Source organism: Bacillus sp. SA1-12 (assembly GCF_000981385.1).
In the GTDB taxonomy this organism is placed as follows: Bacteria; Bacillota; Bacilli; order Bacillales; family Bacillaceae; genus Metabacillus.
In genome coordinates, this window is record NZ_LATZ01000119.1 from 177489 (window position 1) to 200035 (window position 22547).

The 22547-nt window shown below is 36.4% G+C and carries 26 protein-coding genes and 1 riboswitch; of the genes, 23 read left to right on the forward strand and 3 right to left on the reverse strand.

Annotated features, from left to right (window positions below; all coding sequences use genetic code 11):
• The first annotated feature begins 13 nt into the window (after positions 1–13).
• The 12 genes from WQ54_RS20280 to WQ54_RS20335 all read left to right on the forward strand — a co-directional run bounded on the left by WQ54_RS20280 (position 14) and on the right by WQ54_RS20335 (position 12205).
• Positions 14–1396 (forward strand): cobyrinate a,c-diamide synthase, encoded by a 1383-nt coding sequence (locus WQ54_RS20280; protein WP_046586763.1) that lies wholly within the window; start codon positions 14–16, stop codon positions 1394–1396.
• Positions 1383–2909, forward strand: a complete 1527-nt coding sequence (locus WQ54_RS20285; protein ID WP_046586764.1) for a cobyric acid synthase — start codon at positions 1383–1385, stop codon at positions 2907–2909. The genes WQ54_RS20280 and WQ54_RS20285 overlap by 14 nt, the downstream gene beginning before the upstream one ends.
• A complete protein-coding gene (gene cobT / locus WQ54_RS20290) occupies positions 2906–3970 on the forward strand; it encodes a nicotinate-nucleotide--dimethylbenzimidazole phosphoribosyltransferase (protein ID WP_046586765.1) in 1065 nt (354 codons plus the stop codon). The genes WQ54_RS20285 and cobT overlap by 4 nt, the downstream gene beginning before the upstream one ends.
• Positions 3971–4039: 69 nt before the next feature.
• A riboswitch (cobalamin riboswitch) is annotated at positions 4040–4237 on the forward strand.
• Positions 4238–4375: 138 nt separating this feature from the next.
• Positions 4376–5371 carry an ABC transporter substrate-binding protein gene (locus tag WQ54_RS20295; RefSeq protein ID WP_231597591.1) on the forward strand — a complete coding sequence of 332 codons (996 nt, stop codon included), beginning with the start codon at positions 4376–4378 and terminating at the stop codon, positions 5369–5371.
• A complete protein-coding gene (locus WQ54_RS20300; RefSeq protein ID WP_231597592.1) occupies positions 5334–6404 on the forward strand; it encodes an iron ABC transporter permease in 1071 nt (356 codons plus the stop codon). The genes WQ54_RS20295 and WQ54_RS20300 overlap by 38 nt, the downstream gene beginning before the upstream one ends.
• On the forward strand, positions 6401–7867 hold the full coding sequence (locus WQ54_RS20305) for an adenosylcobinamide amidohydrolase (protein ID WP_046586768.1): 1467 nt from the start codon (positions 6401–6403) through the stop codon (positions 7865–7867). The genes WQ54_RS20300 and WQ54_RS20305 overlap by 4 nt, the downstream gene beginning before the upstream one ends.
• Positions 7864–8820: an adenosylcobinamide-phosphate synthase CbiB gene (gene cbiB / locus WQ54_RS20310; RefSeq protein ID WP_046586770.1), complete on the forward strand. Its 957-nt coding sequence runs from the start codon at positions 7864–7866 to the stop codon at positions 8818–8820. Before WQ54_RS20305 ends, cbiB begins: the two co-directional genes overlap by 4 nt.
• A 23-nt stretch (positions 8821–8843) precedes the next feature.
• A complete protein-coding gene (locus WQ54_RS20315; protein ID WP_046586772.1) occupies positions 8844–9932 on the forward strand; it encodes a histidinol-phosphate transaminase in 1089 nt (362 codons plus the stop codon).
• Positions 9926–10468 (forward strand): bifunctional adenosylcobinamide kinase/adenosylcobinamide-phosphate guanylyltransferase, encoded by a 543-nt coding sequence (locus WQ54_RS20320; RefSeq protein WP_046586774.1) that lies wholly within the window; start codon positions 9926–9928, stop codon positions 10466–10468. Before WQ54_RS20315 ends, WQ54_RS20320 begins: the two co-directional genes overlap by 7 nt.
• 5 nt (positions 10469–10473) lie before the next feature.
• Positions 10474–11247, forward strand: a complete 774-nt coding sequence (cobS, locus tag WQ54_RS20325; RefSeq protein WP_046586776.1) for an adenosylcobinamide-GDP ribazoletransferase — start codon at positions 10474–10476, stop codon at positions 11245–11247.
• Positions 11199–11822: a histidine phosphatase family protein gene (locus tag WQ54_RS20330; RefSeq protein ID WP_046586778.1), complete on the forward strand. Its 624-nt coding sequence runs from the start codon at positions 11199–11201 to the stop codon at positions 11820–11822. The genes cobS and WQ54_RS20330 overlap by 49 nt, the downstream gene beginning before the upstream one ends.
• The gene (locus WQ54_RS20335) at positions 11786–12205 is read left to right on the forward strand and encodes a bifunctional adenosylcobinamide kinase/adenosylcobinamide-phosphate guanylyltransferase (RefSeq protein WP_231597611.1); all 420 of its coding nucleotides are present in this window, start codon (positions 11786–11788) and stop codon (positions 12203–12205) included. The genes WQ54_RS20330 and WQ54_RS20335 overlap by 37 nt, the downstream gene beginning before the upstream one ends.
• 53 nt (positions 12206–12258) lie before the next feature.
• Here WQ54_RS20335 and WQ54_RS20340 read toward each other — a convergent pair whose 3' ends face one another.
• Complete coding sequence (locus tag WQ54_RS20340) at positions 12259–13071, reverse strand: metallophosphoesterase (protein WP_231597593.1); 813 nt, start codon at positions 13069–13071, stop codon at positions 12259–12261.
• Between the two features lie 139 nt (positions 13072–13210).
• On the opposite strand from WQ54_RS20340, the gene WQ54_RS20345 reads away from it, so the two are divergent.
• From WQ54_RS20345 to WQ54_RS20380, 8 genes are all read left to right on the forward strand, one after another.
• Complete coding sequence (locus tag WQ54_RS20345) at positions 13211–14338, forward strand: glycosyltransferase (protein WP_046586783.1); 1128 nt, start codon at positions 13211–13213, stop codon at positions 14336–14338.
• 198 nt (positions 14339–14536) lie between these two features.
• Positions 14537–14740 carry a DUF1657 domain-containing protein gene (locus WQ54_RS20350; protein WP_046586785.1) on the forward strand — a complete coding sequence of 68 codons (204 nt, stop codon included), beginning with the start codon at positions 14537–14539 and terminating at the stop codon, positions 14738–14740.
• A gap of 63 nt (positions 14741–14803) precedes the next feature.
• Complete coding sequence (locus WQ54_RS20355) at positions 14804–15262, forward strand: YhcN/YlaJ family sporulation lipoprotein (protein WP_046587320.1); 459 nt, start codon at positions 14804–14806, stop codon at positions 15260–15262.
• Positions 15263–15275: 13 nt separating this feature from the next.
• Complete coding sequence (spoVAC, locus tag WQ54_RS20360; protein WP_046586787.1) at positions 15276–15755, forward strand: stage V sporulation protein AC; 480 nt, start codon at positions 15276–15278, stop codon at positions 15753–15755.
• On the forward strand, positions 15755–16765 hold the full coding sequence (gene spoVAD / locus WQ54_RS20365) for a stage V sporulation protein AD (RefSeq protein ID WP_046586789.1): 1011 nt from the start codon (positions 15755–15757) through the stop codon (positions 16763–16765). Before spoVAC ends, spoVAD begins: the two co-directional genes overlap by 1 nt.
• Positions 16766–16767: 2 nt before the next feature.
• Positions 16768–17118 (forward strand): stage V sporulation protein AE, encoded by a 351-nt coding sequence (gene spoVAE, locus WQ54_RS20370; RefSeq protein WP_046586791.1) that lies wholly within the window; start codon positions 16768–16770, stop codon positions 17116–17118.
• An 18-nt stretch (positions 17119–17136) separates the two neighbouring features.
• Complete coding sequence (locus WQ54_RS20375; RefSeq protein WP_046586793.1) at positions 17137–17343, forward strand: DUF1657 domain-containing protein; 207 nt, start codon at positions 17137–17139, stop codon at positions 17341–17343.
• 21 nt (positions 17344–17364) lie between these two features.
• Entirely contained in the window at positions 17365–18225 is an 861-nt protein-coding gene (locus WQ54_RS20380; RefSeq protein ID WP_046586795.1) for a DUF421 domain-containing protein, read from the forward strand.
• A gap of 27 nt (positions 18226–18252) precedes the next feature.
• Here the strand turns inward: WQ54_RS20380 and WQ54_RS20385 are convergent, their stop codons facing one another.
• Together WQ54_RS20385 and WQ54_RS20390 are read right to left on the reverse strand one after the other, a co-directional pair.
• Positions 18253–19068 (reverse strand): endonuclease/exonuclease/phosphatase family protein, encoded by an 816-nt coding sequence (locus WQ54_RS20385; protein WP_331435146.1) that lies wholly within the window; start codon positions 19066–19068, stop codon positions 18253–18255.
• A 135-nt stretch (positions 19069–19203) separates the two neighbouring features.
• On the reverse strand, positions 19204–19761 hold the full coding sequence (locus tag WQ54_RS20390) for a hypothetical protein (RefSeq protein ID WP_046586798.1): 558 nt from the start codon (positions 19759–19761) through the stop codon (positions 19204–19206).
• Between the two features lie 108 nt (positions 19762–19869).
• On the opposite strand from WQ54_RS20390, the gene WQ54_RS20395 reads away from it, so the two are divergent.
• The 3 genes from WQ54_RS20395 to WQ54_RS20405 all read left to right on the forward strand — a co-directional run bounded on the left by WQ54_RS20395 (position 19870) and on the right by WQ54_RS20405 (position 22340).
• On the forward strand, positions 19870–21348 hold the full coding sequence (locus WQ54_RS20395; RefSeq protein ID WP_046586800.1) for an alkaline phosphatase family protein: 1479 nt from the start codon (positions 19870–19872) through the stop codon (positions 21346–21348).
• 236 nt (positions 21349–21584) lie between these two features.
• Complete coding sequence (locus WQ54_RS20400) at positions 21585–21884, forward strand: hypothetical protein (protein WP_046586802.1); 300 nt, start codon at positions 21585–21587, stop codon at positions 21882–21884.
• Positions 21885–22031: 147 nt separating this feature from the next.
• Complete coding sequence (locus WQ54_RS20405) at positions 22032–22340, forward strand: hypothetical protein (protein WP_046586804.1); 309 nt, start codon at positions 22032–22034, stop codon at positions 22338–22340.
• Positions 22341–22547 lie beyond the last annotated feature (207 nt).

Genomic DNA, 22547 nt, shown 5'->3' on the forward strand with positions numbered 1-22547 from the left:
AGGGGGGAGCGATATGACTTCACAGCGACTAGTGATTGCAGGAGTTTCCAGCGGTGTGGGCAAGACTACGATCACAATTGGTTTACTGTCTGCTCTAAAACAAAGAGGCTTGAATGTTCAAGGATTTAAATGTGGTCCCGATTACATAGATACTACCTTTCACTCCGCTGTTACAGGAAGGCCGTCAAGGAATCTGGACAGTTGGATGTTTTCTAAAGATGTGCTAAAGGAAGTTTTTATAAATGGTAGTGATAGTGCAGATATTTCGATTATCGAGGGGGTTATGGGCTTTTACGATGGCAAGACGGCTCTCTCAAATCAAGGTTCAACAGCTGAAATAAGTATGCTGCTTGATTGCCCAACGATTTTAATTGTTGATTGCAGCAAAATGGCAAGAAGTGCTGCCGCTATGGTGAAAGGTTTTCAGCTACTTGAGCCTGACGTAAATATTGTCGGTGTTATTGCAAACAAGGTGGGAAGTATGGGGCATTTCCAGATCATTAAGGAGGCGGTTGAACAGGAGTGCGGCATCCCGGTGTGCGGTTATCTTTTAGAGAATACAAGCATTCAAATGCCAGAACGGCATTTAGGGCTTATACCTTCTATTGAACACGGTGATTTAACAAGCCTTTTTGACCAATTAGCAAATTTAGTTGAAGAAACCATTGATTTAGATCTGCTTGTAGAATTAAGCAAGCAAAAGCCATTAAAGAAAGATCCGGCAAAGTCAATTTTCAAAAAACGGAAACTTAAAGATGTGAAGCTGGCGATCGCGAAGGACAGAGCGTTTAATTTTTACTATCAAGAAAACCTTGAATTACTTGAAGCATATGGAGCTGAGTGTATCTACTTTTCCCCTTTGAGTGGAGAAGCAATTCCTGATGAAGCGGACGGATTATACATAGGAGGAGGCTTCCCTGAGCAATTTGCTGCAGATCTTGCGAATCAAGTTGAAGTAAAGAACTCGATCAAGAGGAGAATACTTAAAGGTCTTCCAACATTAGCTGAATGCGGCGGCTATATGTATTTGGCAAAAACAATTGAAACGATTGACGGTTCAGTCTATCCAATGGTAGGAGTTATACCTGGAACAATAAAAATGGGTAAAAAGCTTGCAGGCTTTGGCTACAGAGAAGTGTCGGGCAATCATGATAATTACTTGCTTCTTAACAAGTTTACTGCTCGGGGACATGAATTTCACTATTCTTCTTATCATGAGAGTGAGCCTTTACCTTTTGCTTATCATACTAAAGGATCCTTTAGCGAAGGAGTTGATGGCTGCTTAACAAACAATGTCATTGCGGGCTATACCCATCTACATTTCGCTTCATGTCCAGAATTGGTTGAAAATTTTATCCGAAAATGCTTGGAGGTGAAAAACAATGGCAAAAATTAAGTCCGCGGTTCCGATCATGATCCAAGGGACGCATTCTGACGCAGGTAAAAGTATTCTTGTAACTGCATTGTGTAGGATATTTGCTCAGGATGGCTATCATACAGCACCTTTTAAATCACAAAATATGGCATTAAATTCTTATATTACTCTTGATGGGAAAGAGATAGGCAGATCCCAAGGAATTCAAGCTGAGGCAGCAGGAGTTATTGCGACTACAGACATGAATCCCATTTTAATTAAACCTACCCGGGATCATGAATCCCAAGTAGTTGTACATGGGAAACCTCTTAAAAACATGGAAGCGAAAAGCTATCGCAGTGATTATTATGAAACAGCTAAAGCCATTATTAATACGTCTTACCAAAACCTTTCTTCTTCGTTTGAAAGAATTGTCATAGAAGGTGCCGGGAGTCCTGCTGAAGTGAATTTAAATGACCGTGAGCTTGTTAACATGAGCATTGCTAAGATGGCAGATGCCCCAGTTGTTTTAGTAGGCGATATTGATAAAGGCGGAGTTTTTGCAAGTCTCGTTGGTACATTGCAGCTTCTATCCCAAGAGGAGCGAGACCGTATAATTGGTGTGATCATTAACAAATTTCGCGGAGATCTCTCATTGCTTGAACCAGGATTAGCATGGTTTGAAGAATACACGGGAAAGCCTGTATTAGGCGTTATACCATTTATAAATGATTTAGTTATTGAGGCAGAAGATTCCTTAAGCTTAAGTAACTACAATACTCACAAAGATCAAGCTAAAGAACTGGATATTGCGGTAATCCATTATCCTAGAATCTCTAATTTCACAGATATCGACCCTCTCGATTATGAATCTGATTGTCATGTTCGGTTAGTGGAAAATGTCAGTCACCTAGAAAAGCCTGATGTTATCCTTCTGCCCGGAAGTAAAAATACAATTGAGGATCTGATGTTTTTAAAAGAAAAAGGGCTTGATCAGGCGATTCTCAAAGCCCATCGAAATGGGGCAGTCATCTTTGGAATTTGCGGTGGATACCAGATGCTTGGCGAGATGATAGAGGATCCGTATCATGTGGAATCTAATACTAAAAGGATAAAAGGTTTAGGTTTGCTCCCTATCCACACAACATTAACTAAAGAAAAGACAACAATAAGATCAAGGGGTACTGTGGAAGTAAGTGGAGAAAAGCTTGATGTGACAGGATATGAAATTCATATGGGAAAGACTACCTGCTTAACCGGTCTATCCCCTTTGATTCAACTAACCAATGGTGTAGATGGCAGTAAAAATCAAGAAGAAACATGCATAGGTACTTATTTTCATGGGATTTTTCATAATGATGAGTTCAGGTGGTCGTTTCTAAATAATCTTTTGATTAGAAAAGGCCTCAAGCCTGTCACTCTCCGCGAATCTTATGAAGAAAGACAAGCTAATGAATATAACCGCTTAGCAGAGCATGTACGAGCGGCTATCGATGTTAACCAGCTGAATCAAAAAATAGAACAATTTGCATTAAGAAAGAGAGAGACCAGATGAATACAAATGGACAAATTCAAGAGGTTTTACAATCTATCCAACCGCTTAGCCAAGAAAAAATGGAACATGCAAGGGAATATGTAAATACGTTAACAAAACCAATAGGCAGCTTAGGGAAAATAGAAGAACTTGCGATTCAGCTTTCAGGTATAACGAATCAAGTATTTCCAGTTGTCAGCCGTCCCGGCGTTGCTGTATTTGCAGCAGATCACGGAATCAGTGATATGGGAGTTTCAGCTTATCCAAAAGAAGTGACAACACAAATGGTTTACAACTTTCTAAATGGAGGAGCAGCGATTAATGTGTTTTCAAGACAAATTAATGCCATCCTCAAAATTGTTGATATTGGAGTAGCTGCCGAACTGCAGCATGAACAGTTGCTTGAAAAAAAAGTAAGGTATGGTACAAAAAACTTTGCCGTTGAAAATGCGATGACCGAAGAAGAAGCTAATCAAGCAATCTTATTTGGGATGGAGACAGCTAAGCAACTGATTGATGAAGGAGCAAGATGCCTTATCATTGGTGAGATGGGGATTGGAAATACCTCAAGTGCAAGTGTAATTACCTCAGTTATAACAGGCTGTTCAATTGAAGAAGCAGTTGGTAAAGGAACAGGGCTTACGAATGAAAGTTTGCAAAAGAAAGTTTCCATTCTTTCAAAAGCATTGATGAAAAGAAAGCCTGATCCAAAGATCGCCTTGGATATCTTATCAAAAATAGGAGGACTTGAAATCGGTGGAATGACTGGCGCCATCATTAGGGCTGCTGAACAAAGAATACCGGTTCTGCTTGATGGATTTATTAGTACATCTGCCGCATTGTTAGCATGTCTTTTAGAAGAAAAAGTGAGTGATTATCTCATTGCTGGTCACTTATCTAATGAACAGGGGCATGCCCATGCTCTAGCTTTTTTAAATAAATCACCTCTTTTAAATCTGGAACTCCGATTAGGAGAAGGAACCGGGGCTGCTCTCTCATTTCCATTAGTTGAGGCAGCTGCTCGAATGATGAAAGAAATGGCGACCTTCCAATCTGCTGGCATAGCAACCAAAAGTCAATAGGACAAATTATAGAAAATATTCATTTACAGGTCCAAATTCTTCTTTTATAATAAGGCGAGTCACAAAAAAACGAATAATTTCACAATAGGTCCTTAAAGTAATCGTACTTAAGGGTAATAGGGAAGTTTGGTGAAAATCCAACGCGGTCCCGCCACTGTAAACGTAGAATGACACTTAATAGATCCCACTGTATTCTTTAATATGGGAAGGGAAAGTGTACATGATGATGCGTAAGCCAGGAGACCTGCCTATTGTTAAGATAAACGATCCTTCGAGGAAAAGGATGGCTTTTTAATGCTGGTGTTTTCTGTCTTTATTAGAATCATCATTTCATTCTGCATTTATCGCCTTTTCCAAGTGAATAGGCGTTTTTTTGTGGGCAAAAAGATCAAGGAGAGTGTCAAAATGAAAACAAATATGAAGAAATGGCTTTTTCTAAGCTTTGTATTGACCATGTTAACTGTATTTACAGTTGCTTGCGGAGCGACAGAAGAGAAAGGGACAGTTGAAAAAGATCATACAGCTGAAACAAAGACCGAGGAAGAAGGAAAAGGGGATACAGCTTTTCCAGTGACGGTTGTTGATGGTACTGGTGAGGAAGTAATTATTGAGAAGGAACCGGAAACGATCGTCTCTGTTATCCCAAGTAATACGGAAATAACCTTTGCTTTAGGCCAAGGAGATAAGCTAATTGGTGTTGATAATTATAGTAACTATCCTCCTGAAGTGGAGAAGATTGAAAAAATTGGAGACCAGCAATTGAATGTTGAAAAGATCTTAGCATTAAAGCCTGATCTAGCGTTAGTAACGGATTTTCAACATGAAAACAATCCAGATATCTTAAAGAAATTTAAAGATGCTGGTATTGATGTTATTGTTGTAAGTAGTGCCGAATCTTTTGAAAATGTGTATAATACGATCCAGCTGATCGGTCAAGTAACAGGTGCAGTTGATGAGGCGGATAAGGTCGTGAAAGAAATGAAGGATTCAGTAGCTGAGATCAAAGAAAAGGCAAAGGCTGTTACAGAAAAGAAAAAAGTTTGGGTTGAAGTTTCACCTGCTCCAGATATATTTACAACAGGACAAGATACATTTATGCATGAAATGCTCCAAGCTATAAATGCAGAAAATGTTGCAGGTGAACAAACTGGCTGGGTAAAAATGACTGAAGAAGAAATTGTCACATTAAATCCAGACGTTATTATCACGACATATGGATATTATGTTGATAATCCAGAAGAGGGAGTATTAAATCGAGCTGGATGGAAGGAAGTGCCGGCAATTAAAAATAAGCAGGTTTTTGATGTGAATAATGACACTGTAACTAGACCAGGACCACGATTAATTGATGGGGTTGAGACACTTGCAAAGCTCATTTATCCGGAAGTATTTGGCGAATAAAATAAGTTGTATGTATCTTTTAAGCGGAGTGTTTGTCGTATGTACAGCACTCCTTGGTTTATTCATAAGCAGTGTTCAATATCCAATTGCTATGATCATAGATGTTTTATCAACAAAATTGTTTGGTCTATCTTTTTCTGAAAGTGAAGGAGGAAAAACAGCAGAGACCATAATTTGGGAGATTCGTTATCCTCGTGTTTTATTGGCATTTTTAGTAGGTGCTGCATTATCCCTTGCAGGTGCTGCCTTTCAGGGGCTGTTGCGAAATCCGCTTGCAGACCCATATACAATTGGAGTTTCTTCAGGTGCTTCCTTAGGCGCAGTAATGGTTTTGTATTTTCAACTGACAATCCCGTTTTTAGGGAGCTATACATTACCTGTGATCGCTATTATTGGCGGTTTTATTACAATGTTTATTGTTTTTGGGGTTACCCACTTATCTACTCGTCAGCTTTCAATCGAAACGATTATTCTCGCAGGGATCATCGTCAGTTCCTTTATCAGTGCTATTATTTCGCTCATTATTTCCTTAAGTGAAAGAGAAGATGTTCGGCAAATTTTATATTGGTTAATGGGGAACGTTGGAATGAGAGGCTGGAGCCATGTAAAACTCATGATTCCCTTCTTATTAATTGGGGCAATTGTCTTACTATCACGCTCAAGAGAATTAAACGCTTTTGCTTTAGGGGAGGAATCAGCAGAGCATTTAGGTGTTGATATACAGCGCAGTAAGCTTATTATTTTAGTCGGTGCTTCTCTTTTAACAGGTGCTGCCGTTTCTGTATCTGGTTCAATTGGTTTTGTCGGGTTAGTTATTCCTCATTTTATTCGGTTATTATGCGGACCAAATCATCGGCATGTTCTGCCTTTATCGATGCTAGTAGGTGGAGGATACTTGATTCTTGCAGACCTGGTGGCGAGAACAATAATTGCTCCAAGTGAATTGCCCATAGGCGTTATTACTTCATTAATCGGTGCTCCAGTCTTTGCATTGCTGTTAATTAGAGAACGAATTGGAAGGGGATCGGCATGATTGACATACAAAATGTTACCGGCGGCTACCAGCAGAAAGCAATCATAAAGAATCTGACACTTACCATCGAAACAGGTAAATTTTATGCACTTATTGGCCCAAATGGGAGCGGGAAAACAACTCTCATTAAATTAATAACTGGTGTGCTGCCGATTCAAGAAGGTTCGATTACCCTTTTTGAGACATCAATAAAGTCCTATCAAGCATTGGAAAGAGCAAAGATTATAGCGGTTTTATCCCAGGAGGTTCAAGTCGAATTTGATTTTCTCGTTGAAGAGATTGTCATGCTTGGCAGATATCCGCATCAAACAGGCTTTTTTAAGCATTCATCAAAAAGAGACCATCTCGTGGTTGAAGAAATCATGAAGCAAACGGATGTCTATCAATTTCGCAAACAACCATTTAAGCAATTGAGCGGCGGAGAAAAACAGCGCGTTTTATTAGCTAAAGCCCTTGCTCAAGAGCCAAAGATTCTTTTTTTAGATGAACCTACAAACCACCTTGATATGAAGCATACGGTAACAATGCTTCAACAACTAAAGGAATATCAGCAAAGACGTCAGCTTACAATTGTTGCTATTTTACATGATTTGAATACGGCAGCTCTGTTTGCAGATCAGATTGGGCTGTTAAATGAAGGGGAATTGGTTGATACAGGTGATGTGTCTATCTTACAGAATGAAGAATTGCTTACCAGGATATATGAGGTAGAAGTAAAAACCAATCATCACCCTGTCCTTCCAAAACCACAACTTTCCGTTATACCAAATCAGCGGGAACTGCAGGTATCTGACATAGAGTATGATTTAAAGGAAACAGATCATTATATTCACCTTGAATTTAATGGTCCGCTTAGGACAATCTCAAACTGTGTTTTGGGTGAAGGCTTGCAATGGAAAAGGAACTTTTGCAATTTTCATGTTGATAAAAATTATAATTGTTCATCTCCGAAAAAAGATATTTTGAACTGGTTAAGAGAAGCAGGGATTTCAGAATATGATACTGCAGGAATGATGACAGCTGTTAACCTGAAAGACAGAAGTATAATAGAAGAGAAGTATGGAGATATTTCAATTTTAGTTGTCTTAACTGCTGGTGTGGGAAATGCGGTTGATATTACAGCAAAATTGCCTATAGATTTAGGCTTTAGTATTGGAACAGTGAATATTATGGTATTTATCGATGCCCATCTGACAGACGGAGCGTTAGTAAATGCGATTCAATCAGTAACAGAAGCAAAGACGAAGGCAATGGTTGATCTAGAGATTAAAGATCAGGATACGGGAACCATTGCAAGTGGTACATCTACAGACAGCACACTCGTTGCCGCAACACAAAACGGGGAGCCCACAACTTATGCAGGGTCAGGTACCGTAATCGGCAAGGCGATTGGCAGGACTGTTTATAAAGCATTGATAGAAGCTCTGCAAAAATATAAAAAACGAAGTGAACAGCAGCTATGAGTATACTTGCTTTCCACTTTTATCTTATATCAGCCGCCATTCTATTAGATTTACTCATCGGAGATCCAAGATGGTTTCCGCATCCTGTCATAATCATAGGAAAAATGATTAGCTTTTTCGAAGGTAAATGGAATAGAGGGAGACAGAAAAAGCTAAAAGGTGTTTTGTTAACCGTAACTATTGTTGGGGGAGCATATGGCTGCACCTTTATCCTGCTTTCCCTTATCAATTTCATCCATCCAATTGCAAAGCTAGTGATTGAAATCTATCTTATTTCCTCAACGATTGCAATGAAGGGCTTACATATTGCTGGAAAAGAAGTTGCTGCCCCATTGTTAAAAGGAGATCTTAAACTAGCTCGGAAAAAGTTGAGCTATATTGTTGGGCGGGATACAGAAGATTTGCCTCCGCAAGAAGTGGCACGCGGAGCGGTTGAAACAGTTGCCGAAAATACAGTTGATGCCATAATTGCGCCATTATGCTGGGCAATTATTGGAGGTGCGCCAATGGCAATGGCATATCGTGCTGCAAATACGTTGGACTCGATGGTAGGGTATAAAAATGAGAAATTTGAGAAATTTGGCTGGGCATCAGCACGGTTTGACGATGTTATCAATTGGATACCAGCTAGATTAACTGCACTTCTCATGTGGTTATTCTCCTGGTTTGTTCCTTATTCGTTTAAGCGAAATGCATATAAAGTAACATTGCGAGATGCCAAAAAACATCCAAGTCCAAATAGCGGCTGGCCTGAAGCAATGGGAGCAGGGCTTTTAGGCGTTGTCTTAGGCGGACAAAACCGTTACAAAGGTGTTGTTTCAAATCGGGCAAAGATGGGGAATCCTATTCGGAGCCTAGAACCAAATGATATTAAGAGAATGATTGTTTACATGCATGGTACTTGGATCATATTAATCCTTTTTCTTTTCCTCGTTACAATCAATATATCATGAAATGAAAGATAGGAGTGATGGTTATGAAGTGGCCGGAACACGGAGGACAGCCGAATAAAATATTTGCATTGAAAGGCAAAACCAATGATCATAATTTTTTTGACTTTAGTGCCAATATTAATCCCCTTGGTCCTCCACATGAACTAAAAGCGAACTTGCTGACAGCATTTGATCAATTCGAGAAATACCCTGACCCTGACTATCATGAAGAGACAAATCTGGTCGCAGCTCATGCAGGGGTACATAGGGATGAAGTATTGTTAACGAATGGCGGCTCTGAAGCGATCTTCCTTGTTACTCAGCTGTTTTCTGGTAAAAAGGCTTTGATTATTGAGCCTACCTTTTCTGAATATGAAAGAGCGTGTCAAGTTTACCAGCTTTCAGTATCTCATGTTTCACTTCGGCTTGATCATGATTTCTCGTTTCCTCTTGAAAAGGTATTATCCAATCTAGAAGAAGTGGATGTCGTGTTTTTATGCCGGCCTAACAATCCAACAGGTACGGTGGTTACTATTGAAGATGTGAAAGCATTGCTGGAAAAAGGGCTGGAGTGCCAAACCACCATTATCGTTGATGAGGCATTTATCCATTTTCTCCCACCAGGTATAACTGATTTGACACATTTAATGGATACATATACAAATCTGATCTTACTTCGATCGTTGACAAAGATTTATGCGATACCAAGCTTGCGACTAGGTTATGTGATTGCTAAACCAAATGTAATCGGACATTTAAAGAAAAACCAAATACCTTGGAGTATTAATGGGGTTGTCGCTTCATTTTTGCCAAGCTTAGTTACTCAAGACGTATTTATCGAAACAACGCAATCATGGCTGCAAGAGCAGCTGGAGCTTTTAACAACAGAGCTAACTAACCTTGGCTTCTATTATTCACCAACATGCGTTAATTTTTACCTGCTAAAAGATCTTGAGCAGCGTACAGATACAGAAGAGTTATTTGAATTTTTACTAAATAATAAGATTATTCCTAGGCATACTCATACCTTTAAAGGTCTTAATGGTAAATATTTGCGGATGGCTGTCCGCAGCGCTGAAGAAAACAAATATTTACTGGAAACCTTAAGGAATTGGAGAGAAAAAACATGTTAACGTTTATTTCCGGCGGCGCCCGTTCGGGAAAAAGTTCGTTTGCAGAAGCGTATGCTCTTCAACTATTCAATAAAGGTATGAAGACTAGTAAAAAGGCAAAGTTACTTTATATCGCAACAGCAGAACGGACGGATCCTGAAATGGAAAAACGTATTGAACGTCATATTAAAGAACGAGAATCGGTTTGGCATACACTTGAGGCTCCTTTGGATATAACCAATGCATTACTTAACGTAAATGAGCATGATGTTATCGTATTAGATTGCTTAACTGTTTGGATAAATAACATCATGTATAAGACAAACGCTGATATCATGCTGATTTTAAAAGAAGTTTCAAAATGTATCCATCTTTCGAAACAGCAACAGCTACAATTAATCATTGTCTCAAATGATGTTAATGAAGGAATACCTAGTGACAATTTGTTTGTAAACCAATATATCTACAATCTAGAAAAAGTGCATCAACTTATTACTTCAAATGCAGAATCGGTTTATCAAGTTGTCGCAGGCAATCCGATTCAATGGAAAGGCTGATCAGAATGAAGCAATTCGTTCTTGGAATTATTTTAGCATTGCAGTTTTTAACCCGTATTCCTATTCCAATTAATTGTCCATGGGAAAAGCAATTTATAAAAGGAGCACTTACATCATTTGGTATTATTGGTTTCATTATCGGAGGAATTTTAACACTGGGCTATACGATTACAGACCTTGTATTTCCCTTATGGATGATTTCCCTATTTATTGTAACACTATGGGTGATTTTAACAGGGGGACTGCATTTAGACGGATTAATGGATGTAGCTGATGCAATTGGATCAAATGCTCCTATTGAAAAAAAACTGCAAATAATGAAAGATCCTCAAGTTGGAAGTTTTGCCGTTCTCACGGTCATTTTTCATCTCGTATGGAAAACGGCTTTTATTTTTGGAATCGTTTTACAGATTAATGGGCAAATTATGCAGCTTTTTGTTGGTCTATGCGTGATCGCAGCATGCAGCCGATTAGTCCCGCTTTTCTTACTATACTTTGTACCAGTTATGAAACAAGAGGGTTTAGCTTATTACTGGAAGCAGCATCTATCCGTTCGTGAAGTTATCGTTGGAACTGTAATTGTCATATTATTTGCACTGCTTTCACCAAACATGCTGTTGATTTGCTTTTCTTATTTACTCTATTTCTTCTTCTTCAGAAGATGGATTTTGAAAAACTTTAAGGGAATTAATGGAGATATACTCGGTGCTTCGATCGAAGGAGGGGAATTATGGGGACTTTTCATTCTATGGATGTATACTTTGTTCGTCATGGGATAACGAGATGGAATATTGAAAAAAGATATATGGGTCATTCTGATGAACGATTGTTAGCTCAAGAGCTTCACACATTATATCCATTGCGAAGAGCACTTGAGAATATCCCTTTTGATTATTATTATTGCAGTGATCTTAAGAGATGTATAGAAACATTTCAGTATTTACTACCAAATGAACTAGTTTGTTTAGATTCCAGGCTAAGGGAAATTCATTTTGGTGAATGGGAAGGTTTAACATATGAGGATCTCAAACGAGATCACATGTATCAGGCCTGGTTAACAGATTTTGAAAAGAAGGCACCGCCAAATGGAGAAACGTTTCAGCAATTTAATGACAGAATCAATTTTTTCCTTGCAGAATTACAATCACGCCAAAACGCATCCAATAGCAAGATTTTGATCGTAACACATGGCGGGGTTATTCGTGCATTAATGAAACACCTGAAGTTAATCATGACGTTTTGGGATATACAAGTTAAACATGGAACAGCCTATTGTTTGTCATTTCAACATCAAAGGGGGAAATGGGTTTGCAACTCGTGGTCGGAGGTGCCTATTCAGGGAAAAGAAAAATAATAAGAGATCAATGTGGTGAAATATCATGGCACAGTGCGTATCATAATGATCTGTTGCCTGATTGGAAAATAAAATTTAGTTCAAGCTCAATGCTTGTATTAGAAGGATGGGAAGATTGGATTAAGAAGGATTTGTATTTATATTCAACTATAGATGAAGTAAAGGAGCACTTTTACCAACAAATTGATGAAATTTGCGAATTAGAGAAGATGCATGAAAAGCCTGTTATTTTCATTATGCTGGAGATGGGAAGAGGAATTGTACCATTGAAAGAAGAGGAGAGGAGCATTCGGGATATATCTGGCTGGGTACTGCAATATGCTGCAAAAAAGGCCGAATCGGTGCAATACTGTTGGCACGGTTTAGTAAGAACCATTAAATAACCCCCAAAACTAAGCGGGGGTTTTTACATATAGTTTGATACAATCCAATATCTTTAAGAAAGGTTATGGAATGTAATTTCAGGTCTGCTTCCAATACGAATATTTACCCCTGTTTGTCCGAGACCTTCACTTATATAAAATGGTTTATCATTGTGATAATGTAATCCTTTCACCATTTTCATTCGAACTAATTTCCCCATTTTGATTAAGTGATATGGCTTGGGCCAATGGATTTGACCCCCATGAAAATGTCCTGACAAGAGGTAATCAAAGTGAAAATCTTTCATTTCTAACACAATATTCGGATCATGTGTTAAGACTAAATTATAGCCGTTTTGTAACCCTTTATACGATTTAAGAAGGTTGCTTCTTTTCGTACTATAATCATCAATCCCGATAATATTAAGCTTTTTCCCTTCCACATCGATTGTAAGATGCTCATTTTGCAATGTTATACAACCGTTTTCCTCGATCGTTTTCTTTAAACGTTCAAAATTCTTTCCTTTTAAGACGTAATCGTGATTACCGAACACCGCATACATTCCAAACCTAGGTTCAATTTTTCTTAAAACTTCTAAATAAGGAATTAGCTTTGGAATACTCCGTTTACGATCTAAGAAATCTCCTGTAATAGCAATTAAGTCGATTGAATCATTTTCAACGAGCTTATGGAGTTCTTCAGGCGATATTGATATATTTTCTAAATGTAAGTCTGATAAATGAAGAATCTTTAGTTGTGTATTTAGAAATTTCTCTTCTTCATTAAGAGAAATATTTTTTATAGAAATATCTTTTGTATTATTATTTGCTTTATATAAAACAGGAATAATGACGATTAATAGAATAACTAGTAATAAAAACATCAAAAGTATCCCCTCCTATATAAAAGTATAGTAGGAGAGTTAAGGTAAGAATAGTGGGAAGTAATGGTTAACATCGTAATCACTTATATTTTTTAATAAAATAAAGAAACTATGCTTAAAAATCCAGAACTGAGGGTAGAGTATGCAAAAAATTTTATTTATGCCTTTGTTAAGAATGTCTTCTGGACATCATCAGGTCGCTGACAGTATTATGGAATCCTTAAAAGAAGGTAATTTGGAATGGGAATTTGAAAAAGTTGAACTATTATCTTATAGTTTGGGATTTTTAGAAACGATTATTACTGGTACGTACCTAAAAGCGATAATGGTATGTCCTGCTTTCTACAGCTGGTTATACCGAAAAGTTTCTTTCAACGATACATATGAAACAAAAAGATATTTCCTATATGAATTATTATTTCTCCGATCTATGAAAAAGGTGCTTAATGAGTGTAATCCAGATTTAATTATATGTACTCATGCCCTTCCATCATATTTATTAAATAAACTGAAACAGCAATCATGTCAAACAGTTCCTGTTATTAATGTTTATACGGATTTATTTGTCAATCAACTTTGGGGATTGTCACATATTGATTATCATTTTGCTCCTTCTCAAGAAGTAAAACAATTCCTTAGTAATCAAGGAGTGAAAAACAATCAAATCCTTGTAACGGGAATTCCTGTACACCCCTCTTATTTAAAGAATGATTTACAACAAAAAGCAAATGAAAATAAAAGGATAAATTTACTTATTTCCGGCGGAAGTCTCGGTACTGGCAACATAAAAAAGCTGTTAAAAAAACTAAATCCATCAGGAAAGATTCATTACATAGTTTTATGTGGTAAAAATAAAAAGTTGTTTCAGTTCGTACAATCAATTAAAAACCATAATATCATTCCATTACCATATATTACATGCAAACATGAAATGAATGCGCTTTATTCCGATGCTTCTGGGATCATAACGAAACCTGGAGGAGTAACAATTAGTGAAACATTAAGAAAACGATTGCCAATATTTATTTACTCTGTCTTACCAGGTCAAGAAGAAATCAATTTGCGCAATTTAAAAAACAATGAGCTCGTTTTTCTGCTGGAAAATGATCATCAAGAGTTAGAGGATCAAATCCTTGCTTACTTAACTTCTCAAACCTGTATGAATCGGCACCTAAAACAGGTAGCCAAGTATTTAAACTCAATAGAAAATGAGGTTTTAGCTGAAACAATAATAAAAGTACTACAAAAAAACATGATCGATAATAACTAATTATTTGAAACATTCATGGAGAATTATTAAATTTAGCTTTACCTAAGCAAAAACATATACAATTCATCGAAAATAAGGATTTTTCTTTGAATTTCCGTCTTACATTTTGCAGAAAAATTATTAGAAAAAAATCGAATAAATATTTAACAATTAAGCATTCTATTATTGTGCTTAACCAAATTTTAGGAGGAGAAAATCATGACAGTGGTAAATCAAGTGAAAACAACTTTAGCAGGGTTAAAAAGCGCACAAGCTAGTTTTGAAACATTTGCTTTAGGAACTGATAATAAGCAAGCTAAGACTTTATACGAAAATGCAGCAAAGCAAACACAGTCGGTCATTGATAGTATCGAGCCTCGCCTTCGTGAAATCGAACAAGAAGAACCACAATATAAACAGTAAATGCTTGATCAAAGGGTTGGTTTTAAACCAACCTTTTTTCAAATAAAGAATGAGGTGTTTCAAATGAAACATGGCAGAACAATAATTACACAAATTTTATTAGTGTTAATCATTGTAGGATCCGGATGTAATGGTGCTGCTATTGACAATGAAAAGAATGAACAAAACATAAGAAAAGTTACTAGTGAATCTAAGAATATGAGTGTGTCGAATCAAGTTATACAATTATTAATGAAGCAAAAAGAGGTTAGCGATGTCAAAGTAATCAATTCTGACAAAGAGCTATTTATAGCTGCTCAAATTAAACAGATGGATCGATTTCGTATTAAAGAAATTGAGAAAAAACTGAAAAAATTAGCCGAAGATCATTTCCCAAATCATCATGTGACCCTATCAACTGACAAAAAAATATTGCTCGAACTCAGTGAGTTAGAAAAGCAAGTCAACAAAACAAACATCAGCAAAAAAAAACTTAAAAAAGAGCTAAATAGAATCAAAAGTCTTTCAGAGGAACTTACATAAAGAAGGTGAATGAATGTCAAATAACAAAAAGAAAAACTTAACTCCTGTCCAGCAGGAATACCAGTCATTTCAGGAAGAACGCGAAGTGAAACGTCCAATTATAAGAAATTGTATAAAAGCATTTTTTGTTGGCGGGGTTATATGCTTAGTTGGACAAGCGATACAAACTTTTTTTATCTATAATTTCGACTTCACTGAACAAACTGCCGGAAATCCTACGGTTGCAGTTATGATTTTTCTCTCAATGCTCTTAACAGGCTTTGGTGTATATGATCGGCTTGCTCAATTTGGTGGTGCTGGTTCAGCGGTTCCGGTTACCGGGTTTGGAAACGCAGTAATTTCAGCAGCAATTGAACATCGAACGGAAGGGTATGTCCTTGGTGTTGGAGGAAATATGTTTAAATTAGCAGGATCAGTTATTATGTTTGGTGTGTTTTCGGCTTTTGTGATTGCAACCATTAAAACAATTTTAATTGGGTTGGGTGGTTTGTAATGTTAAGTGGACATAGCACATGGTTGTTTAAAAATGGTCCTGTTATTATTTCAACTGGAACAGTAGGCGGACCATTTGAAGCACGAGGGAAAATTCCGGAAGACTTTGATTTGTTACATGATGATATTTGGTTAAGGCAAGACTCATTTGAAAAGGCTCAAAAAGTCTTAATTGAGGAAGCTTGCCAAAAGGCAATGGAAAAAGCAGAGGTTCAACAAGAAGCTGTTCAATTTTTCCTTGGGGGGGATTTGATCAATCAAATTACTCCTACTAGTTTTGCGATAAAAACATTTGGAGTCCCTTATTTAGGTTTATTTGGTGCTTGTTCAACTTCTATGGAAGGGTTGGCACTGGGAGCATTTATTGTAAATTATGGAGGCGCAACATGCCTGATGACAGGCGCTTCAAGTCACAATGCTGCTACAGAAAAGCAATTTCGATACCCTACGGAATATGGAGGGCAAAAACCGCCGACATCCCAATGGACTGTTACAGGTGCTGGTGTTGCCATTTTAAAGAATGAGGGGGAAGGTCCAAGAGTTACCTCTGCTACGATTGGCCGCGTCATTGATATGGGATTAACCGATCCTTTTAATATGGGCGGTGCAATGGCACCCGCGGCTGTGGATACGATTGAAATTCACCTAAAAGAAAGAGGAGTAGATTTGTCGTATTATGATTTAATTGTAACAGGTGACCTTGGACACATTGGTCGTGAAGTTGCCCTCGACCTTTTAAATAAGCATGGGTTGTCAATTAAAGAAGAACAATTTCAGGATTGCGGACTGATGATTTACCGTGAAGGACAACCGGTTCTGTCAGGTGCCAGTGGTGCAGGATGTTCTGCAACTGTCGTATACGGCCATTTACTTAATCGGATGAAAAAGGGCGAATTTAATAGGTTACTCGTTGTTGCAACTGGTGCATTATTATCGCCTCTAACATTTCAACAAAAAGAAACAATTCCTTGCATTGCACATGCAGTTTCGATTGAGTTTGGAGGCTTATGAGTATGATTTTTTTCTGGGCATTTATCATAGGCGGATTAATTTGTATGATAGGTCAAATCATGTTTGATGTTTTTAAACTTACTCCTGCACATACATTAAGTACGTTAGTAGTAGTTGGAGCAATTTTAGACGGTTTTAATTTATATGAACCATTGATCGCATTTGCTGGAGCAGGTGCAACGATTCCAATTACTAGCTTTGGGAATTCTTTAGTGCATGGGGCCATGCAGGAGGCTGAGCAACATGGACTTGTAGGGGTTATTACGGGGATGTTTGAAGTAACTAGCTCAGGCATTTCAGCAGCGATTATTTTTGGCTTGATTGGAGCCTTAATCTTTAAACCTAAAGGATAATGCAAGGGGGGTGTTTTTGTGACCGTTGGTTCACAAGTAAAACAATGTTTATCGACTTTGAAAAGCATTGAGGCAAGCTTATCAAGTCTTGCTATTACCTCGCAAGATGAAGAGGCAAAAAGAGTTTTTCATGAAATGATGATGAAAATGGAGGAAGTGAAAGAGGATGTAAAAATGCGTGTTGGACAATTGGAACGAGAAGAATATCAGTATAAAGGATTTTAATCTTGCAAGAGGTGATAATCGATGCCTGAATGGATGGAAGTGATCTTAAGATCTTTTCTCTTTTTAGCCGTTTTGTTTTTAATTACGAAAATTTTGGGGAAAAAGCAGTTAACTGAATTATCATTTTTTGAATATGTGACTGGTATTACTATCGGAAGCATTGCTGGGGAAGTTATTATGGGACTTGACGGGAATATGTGGAATGGTGTAGTTTCTATTTTCATTTTTGGTTCTGTTCCGTTCATAGTAGGGATACTTTCTCTAAAAAGCAAAAGATTCCGAGACTACGTTGAAGGAAAAGGAACAATCTTTATTAAAGATGGTAAAGTGATGGAAGATAATTTAAAGAAAGAAAGATATACAGCTGATGAATTACTTGAACTTCTCCGGAGAAAAAATGTATTCCAAGTTGCAGACGTTGAATTTGCTGTATTAGAACCAACTGGTGATTTAAGTGTTCTTTTAAAAAAAGAAAATCGACCTGTTACAGCTAAAGATCTTGGGTTAAGTGCTATTGCTGAAAAAGAACCTCAAACGGTTATAATGGACGGTGAAGTGTTAGACGAACCGCTTGCAAATGCAGGGAGAAACAGACGTTGGCTTGAAACAGAGTTGGACAAGTTGAATGTAAGCATTGAAAATGTCTATTTAGCTCAGGTTGACACTTATGGCCAGTTAACAGTCGACTTATTTGATGACAAACTAAAAGTACCCACACCTCAAGAAAAACCATTGCTGTTAGCAATGATAAAGAAATGTCAAGCGGATTTGGAGTTATTCTCTTTGGCTACAGATTCTAAGGAAACAAAGCAAATGTATCATAAAAATGCTATGAAAGTAGATGAAGTATTAAACAAATTAACACCATATCTTAAGAATTAGAAGAACTATATTTAAAGAAAAAAGGTATCAATGCCAAGATATTGTTGCTTTTAAAGGCAAATGATCTGAAGCGTTAAGTGAATGTGTTATGACCTCTGATTTTACAACTTGTAGCTCAGGACTGACAAATATGTAATCCAATCTCATCTTTGGAAGAGACGCTGGATATGTGTAACCTTGTCCCATTCCTGAAACATGCCAAGAATCTATAACTTTATCAGTTAATTTTCTCCAACCTCTTGTTCCTGGCTTCATATTCCAATCACCCATCATAATAATAGGATGGGGATATTTATGAAATTGGTTTATGATAAAATTAATTTGCTTTCTATGAAGGAAGGGATTAAGGCTTAAGTGAGTGACCATTATTTGATATAATTTTTTATCTATCTGAATAGTGGCATCAAGCAATGACCTTCCTTCAATTAGTCCTGGTATATAGTTAAATGAATGGCTTTTTTTTGAAAGGATAGGAAATCGGGACAGAAGAGCATTCCCATATTGTCGCACTTTATTGGTGTTTTTAGATTTAAATGAGAGAGAGGGACTAAAAAAGTACTCAGTATTTAATTGCTTTGCAAGCCACTTAGTCTGATCTTCAAAAAGACTTCTCTTAGAAAAATGTTTATCAACCTCATTAAGGCCAATAATATCTGCTTGACTTTTTTCAATTACTTGAACAATTCTCGATAGATCTGCTTGTTTATCAATCCCCACCCCATGATGAATATTAAAGGTCAAAACATTAATTTCCATAAAACGATCTCCTTTTATGCTTGGTATGCTAAAAATAACGTATAATTTACTCGATTTTATATAACCTAATTTTGAAGGAATTTCCAAGAAGGTTGAAAAACCAAAATATACTGAAAGCTTCTAGGAATAGAATTTAGCTAGAAGCATTCTAGTTAATACAAACCTGGTTAAAGTGAAAATAAGAGAAAGTTTAACTAATTCCAATGAAAAATTAATAAATATTCAATTTGTATTCCTTTTTTTATTATAAGTCTGTTCGAGTTTTTCCTTTGACATAAATAAATAATAAGGATCAGGTATTTTAAAGATATTTGCTCGTTCTGCAGATAATAAAAAAAGAGGGGCTTGAGTTAACCATTTATAAAAAATGTAAAGTGAGCTGTTTGGCCGAACAGTTTCAAAACCAAGTTTATCTGCCCCTTTATACAGCATAGTTATGCCGATGACTCCTTTAATATCATTTCTGTCTTTATGGTTATGGATATATTCTGCAATAAGAGGCATCGACATATGTACTTTCTGAAAAATGATTCTTCCTCTTCTTACAGAACATTTTACGTTTTTCAACTCGTTTAAAAGTTTAACATTGTGTAAATGAATTTTTAGCAATGTATCATTTTTATTTATCATGGTTCCATCACTTAAGACCACAGCTTTTCCTTTATATTTGGTTATTCGTACACGGAAAATATTTGAATGACGATCAATGTAATTTAATCTTGTTAATAGGAAATATAAAGGATCAAGTATATTCCAAAATGTAAGTAAATAGCTGCGCATATTTCTTACCTCCTCTTTTCAATAATAATTTGTCATTTTTCTTTAGTAATTATAATTGAGAAATTTTCCTATTATCTTTTATGTATCATTTGAAAGGACGAGATATCGATGACTTTAACTTCACCAGAAAAGAAAAAAATCATTATGATAATAGTTGATACATTAATGGATGTGACTTTACAAGAAGCGTTAAAGAATGGAAAAGCACCTGCACTTCAATTTTTTATTGAAAATGGCTATAAAATCCCGAACCTTGTCAGCCCATTTCCAACCATGTCTGTTAATGTAGACAGCTCATTGCTTACGGGTGTCTACAGTGATCAACATAAAGTACCTGGTTTAGTGTGGTTTAATAAAAATGAAAATAGAATTATTAATTATGGAGGTAATGTTAGAGAACTCTTTAAACTAGGCTTGAAACAATCTATGGAAGATATTTTTTACAATTTAAATCATAACCATTTAAGCAAAAAGCATAAAACGATTCATGAAATCTTAAAGGATCAAGATTTACAGACTGCGTCGATCAATACTTTAATGTATAGGGGAAACGAACCTGTACAAATTACATTTCCTTTTCTTATGTCAATGTTTACAGGAATGAGAAGAAAAATTTTCGCTTACGCTCCCTATTTGTTTTCATACGGGGCTATGGCTAAATTATCTCCATCGAAAAGTCACTCTTTTTTTTGGCAGAAATATGGGTTTAATGACAAATTTTCTGCAAAGGAATTGCAATATCTTATCCAACAGGATATGCACCCTGCATTTACAATTGCATACTTTCCAGATTTAGATCAGCGTATACATAAAAAAGGGAGGATGAATAGTAAAGGAATTGAAAAAGTTGACAAGCAACTTCAAGACATACTCAATACATATCCTACTTGGAAAGATGCATTAACGAATAATATTTGGATTATTTTAGGGGATAATGGTCAAGCATGGATTGAAAATGACCGTAAGAAAGCATTAATTGATTTAAGAAAACTACTACAAACATATCGAATACCAAAATTAAGGGATAGAATTACTTCATCAGATGAGGTTATACTTTGTGCAAATGAAAGAATGACTTTTATTTATACACTGGATTCTAATCGTGTATCTCTAGAAAAACTTGCAAAGACATTACAAAATGATGAAAGGATCGATGTTATCGCTTGGAAAAAAGGTAATAGCATCTATGTCATTTCTGGCATTCAAGCTGGACAGATTATCTTTCGTCCTGAAGGAAATTTTATAGATGAGTATGGGCAAAAATGGTCAATAGAAGGAGATCTAGAAATATTAGACCTATCAATTAAGGAAAAAAATATTAAGTACGGAACATATCCAGATGCCTTGGCAAGACTTTATACAACATTTTATTCGCATGAAGGGGATTATCTTGTTGTTAATGCAAAGCCGGGATATGAATTTTTGGCAGAATCATCACCAACTCATGTAGGAGGGGCTAGCCACGGAGGATTGCATGAGCAAGATTCACTTGTTCCGATGATTGTTACAGGTACTGATGTAAAGCCGAAAAATCCCCGTATCGTTGATTTAAAAGATTGGGTTTTATCATTAATAAAGCAATTGTAAAGCAATTGTTAATTTGCCACTCATTGAATGGAACGGCTGATTTTCTCTCCTTACCACCCGCTTAAGATGAGTACCTTTAGCGACAACTAACAGGCAAGTTTTTTACTGATCCTAGGAAAAAATCACACCTGTTATATCTTATACAAAAAACAAATGATAAGAAATTACCAACATTATTTTCTTTTAATTAAATACAGAATATAAATGTTACAAAATAGAAATAGGGGGTAATCATAATGAACAATTTAATCACTCTTTTTTCATTTTTAGGAGGAAGAAGAAATGTTCAATTATTGAAACTATTTGGCAATAAGCGAACAAATAATGGCAGATTGCTTGTATGGTCATTACTTGGATTAACAGCTCTTGGAGTGATTGGAAGCCGAAATACAAATTGGGGACAAAAAATTCAAGAAGGCTTTAATAACCTTCGAAATAATACTAGGATACCCATACAAAATCAAATGAATTTTGCTAATGAATTTGGAGAAGAGGTTTTTCCTAATATGGTAAATAAGAACAATAAAATCCAATAAACGAATTATAAAGGGGCTATCCAAAGAGGGATAGTCCCTTTCTCTGTTCAAATTTTAAAGATCAAGGCAAATGCCTATCCCCTGGGACATTTGTAAAACATAGTATATTTTTGAATGGACTAAATAATCAAGAAAGGGGAGTAAAAAATGAGCCATTTATATCCATATCACATGTCTTCTTATCAACAACAGCATGCTAGCCAGTTTCCGCAATTCCCTCAATCCGAATTATGGGCAGAGCAATTTACCAAAAAACCTCTGTACCCTCATTTAAAACAACAAGTATTATATATCATTGACCCTTTTGTAAAATATGGATTAAAAGAAGCGAAAGCTACATCATATCCACATGCATTACAGGAAGTTGCAGCAATGACCTATTTAATTGGAAAAGGAATGGATCCCCATACCGCTTATTTAACAGTTGAATCTTGGGAAATGAATGAAATGTTTTAAAAATTTTTTAGTTAGCACTTAGATTTCTAACTCCACCTTAATGTAATTATGTGCTTCTGCGGAAACTGACAAAAATGAAAGACTCTTTTCTTAGAGTTTTTCTTTTTTTGTTAAGTTGTTGAATTAACTCATTTTTGAGAATTTAATGTTGTAATGATCACCAAATCATGTTGGTTTTTGGGTAAAATTGTCATTATTCCCCACTAA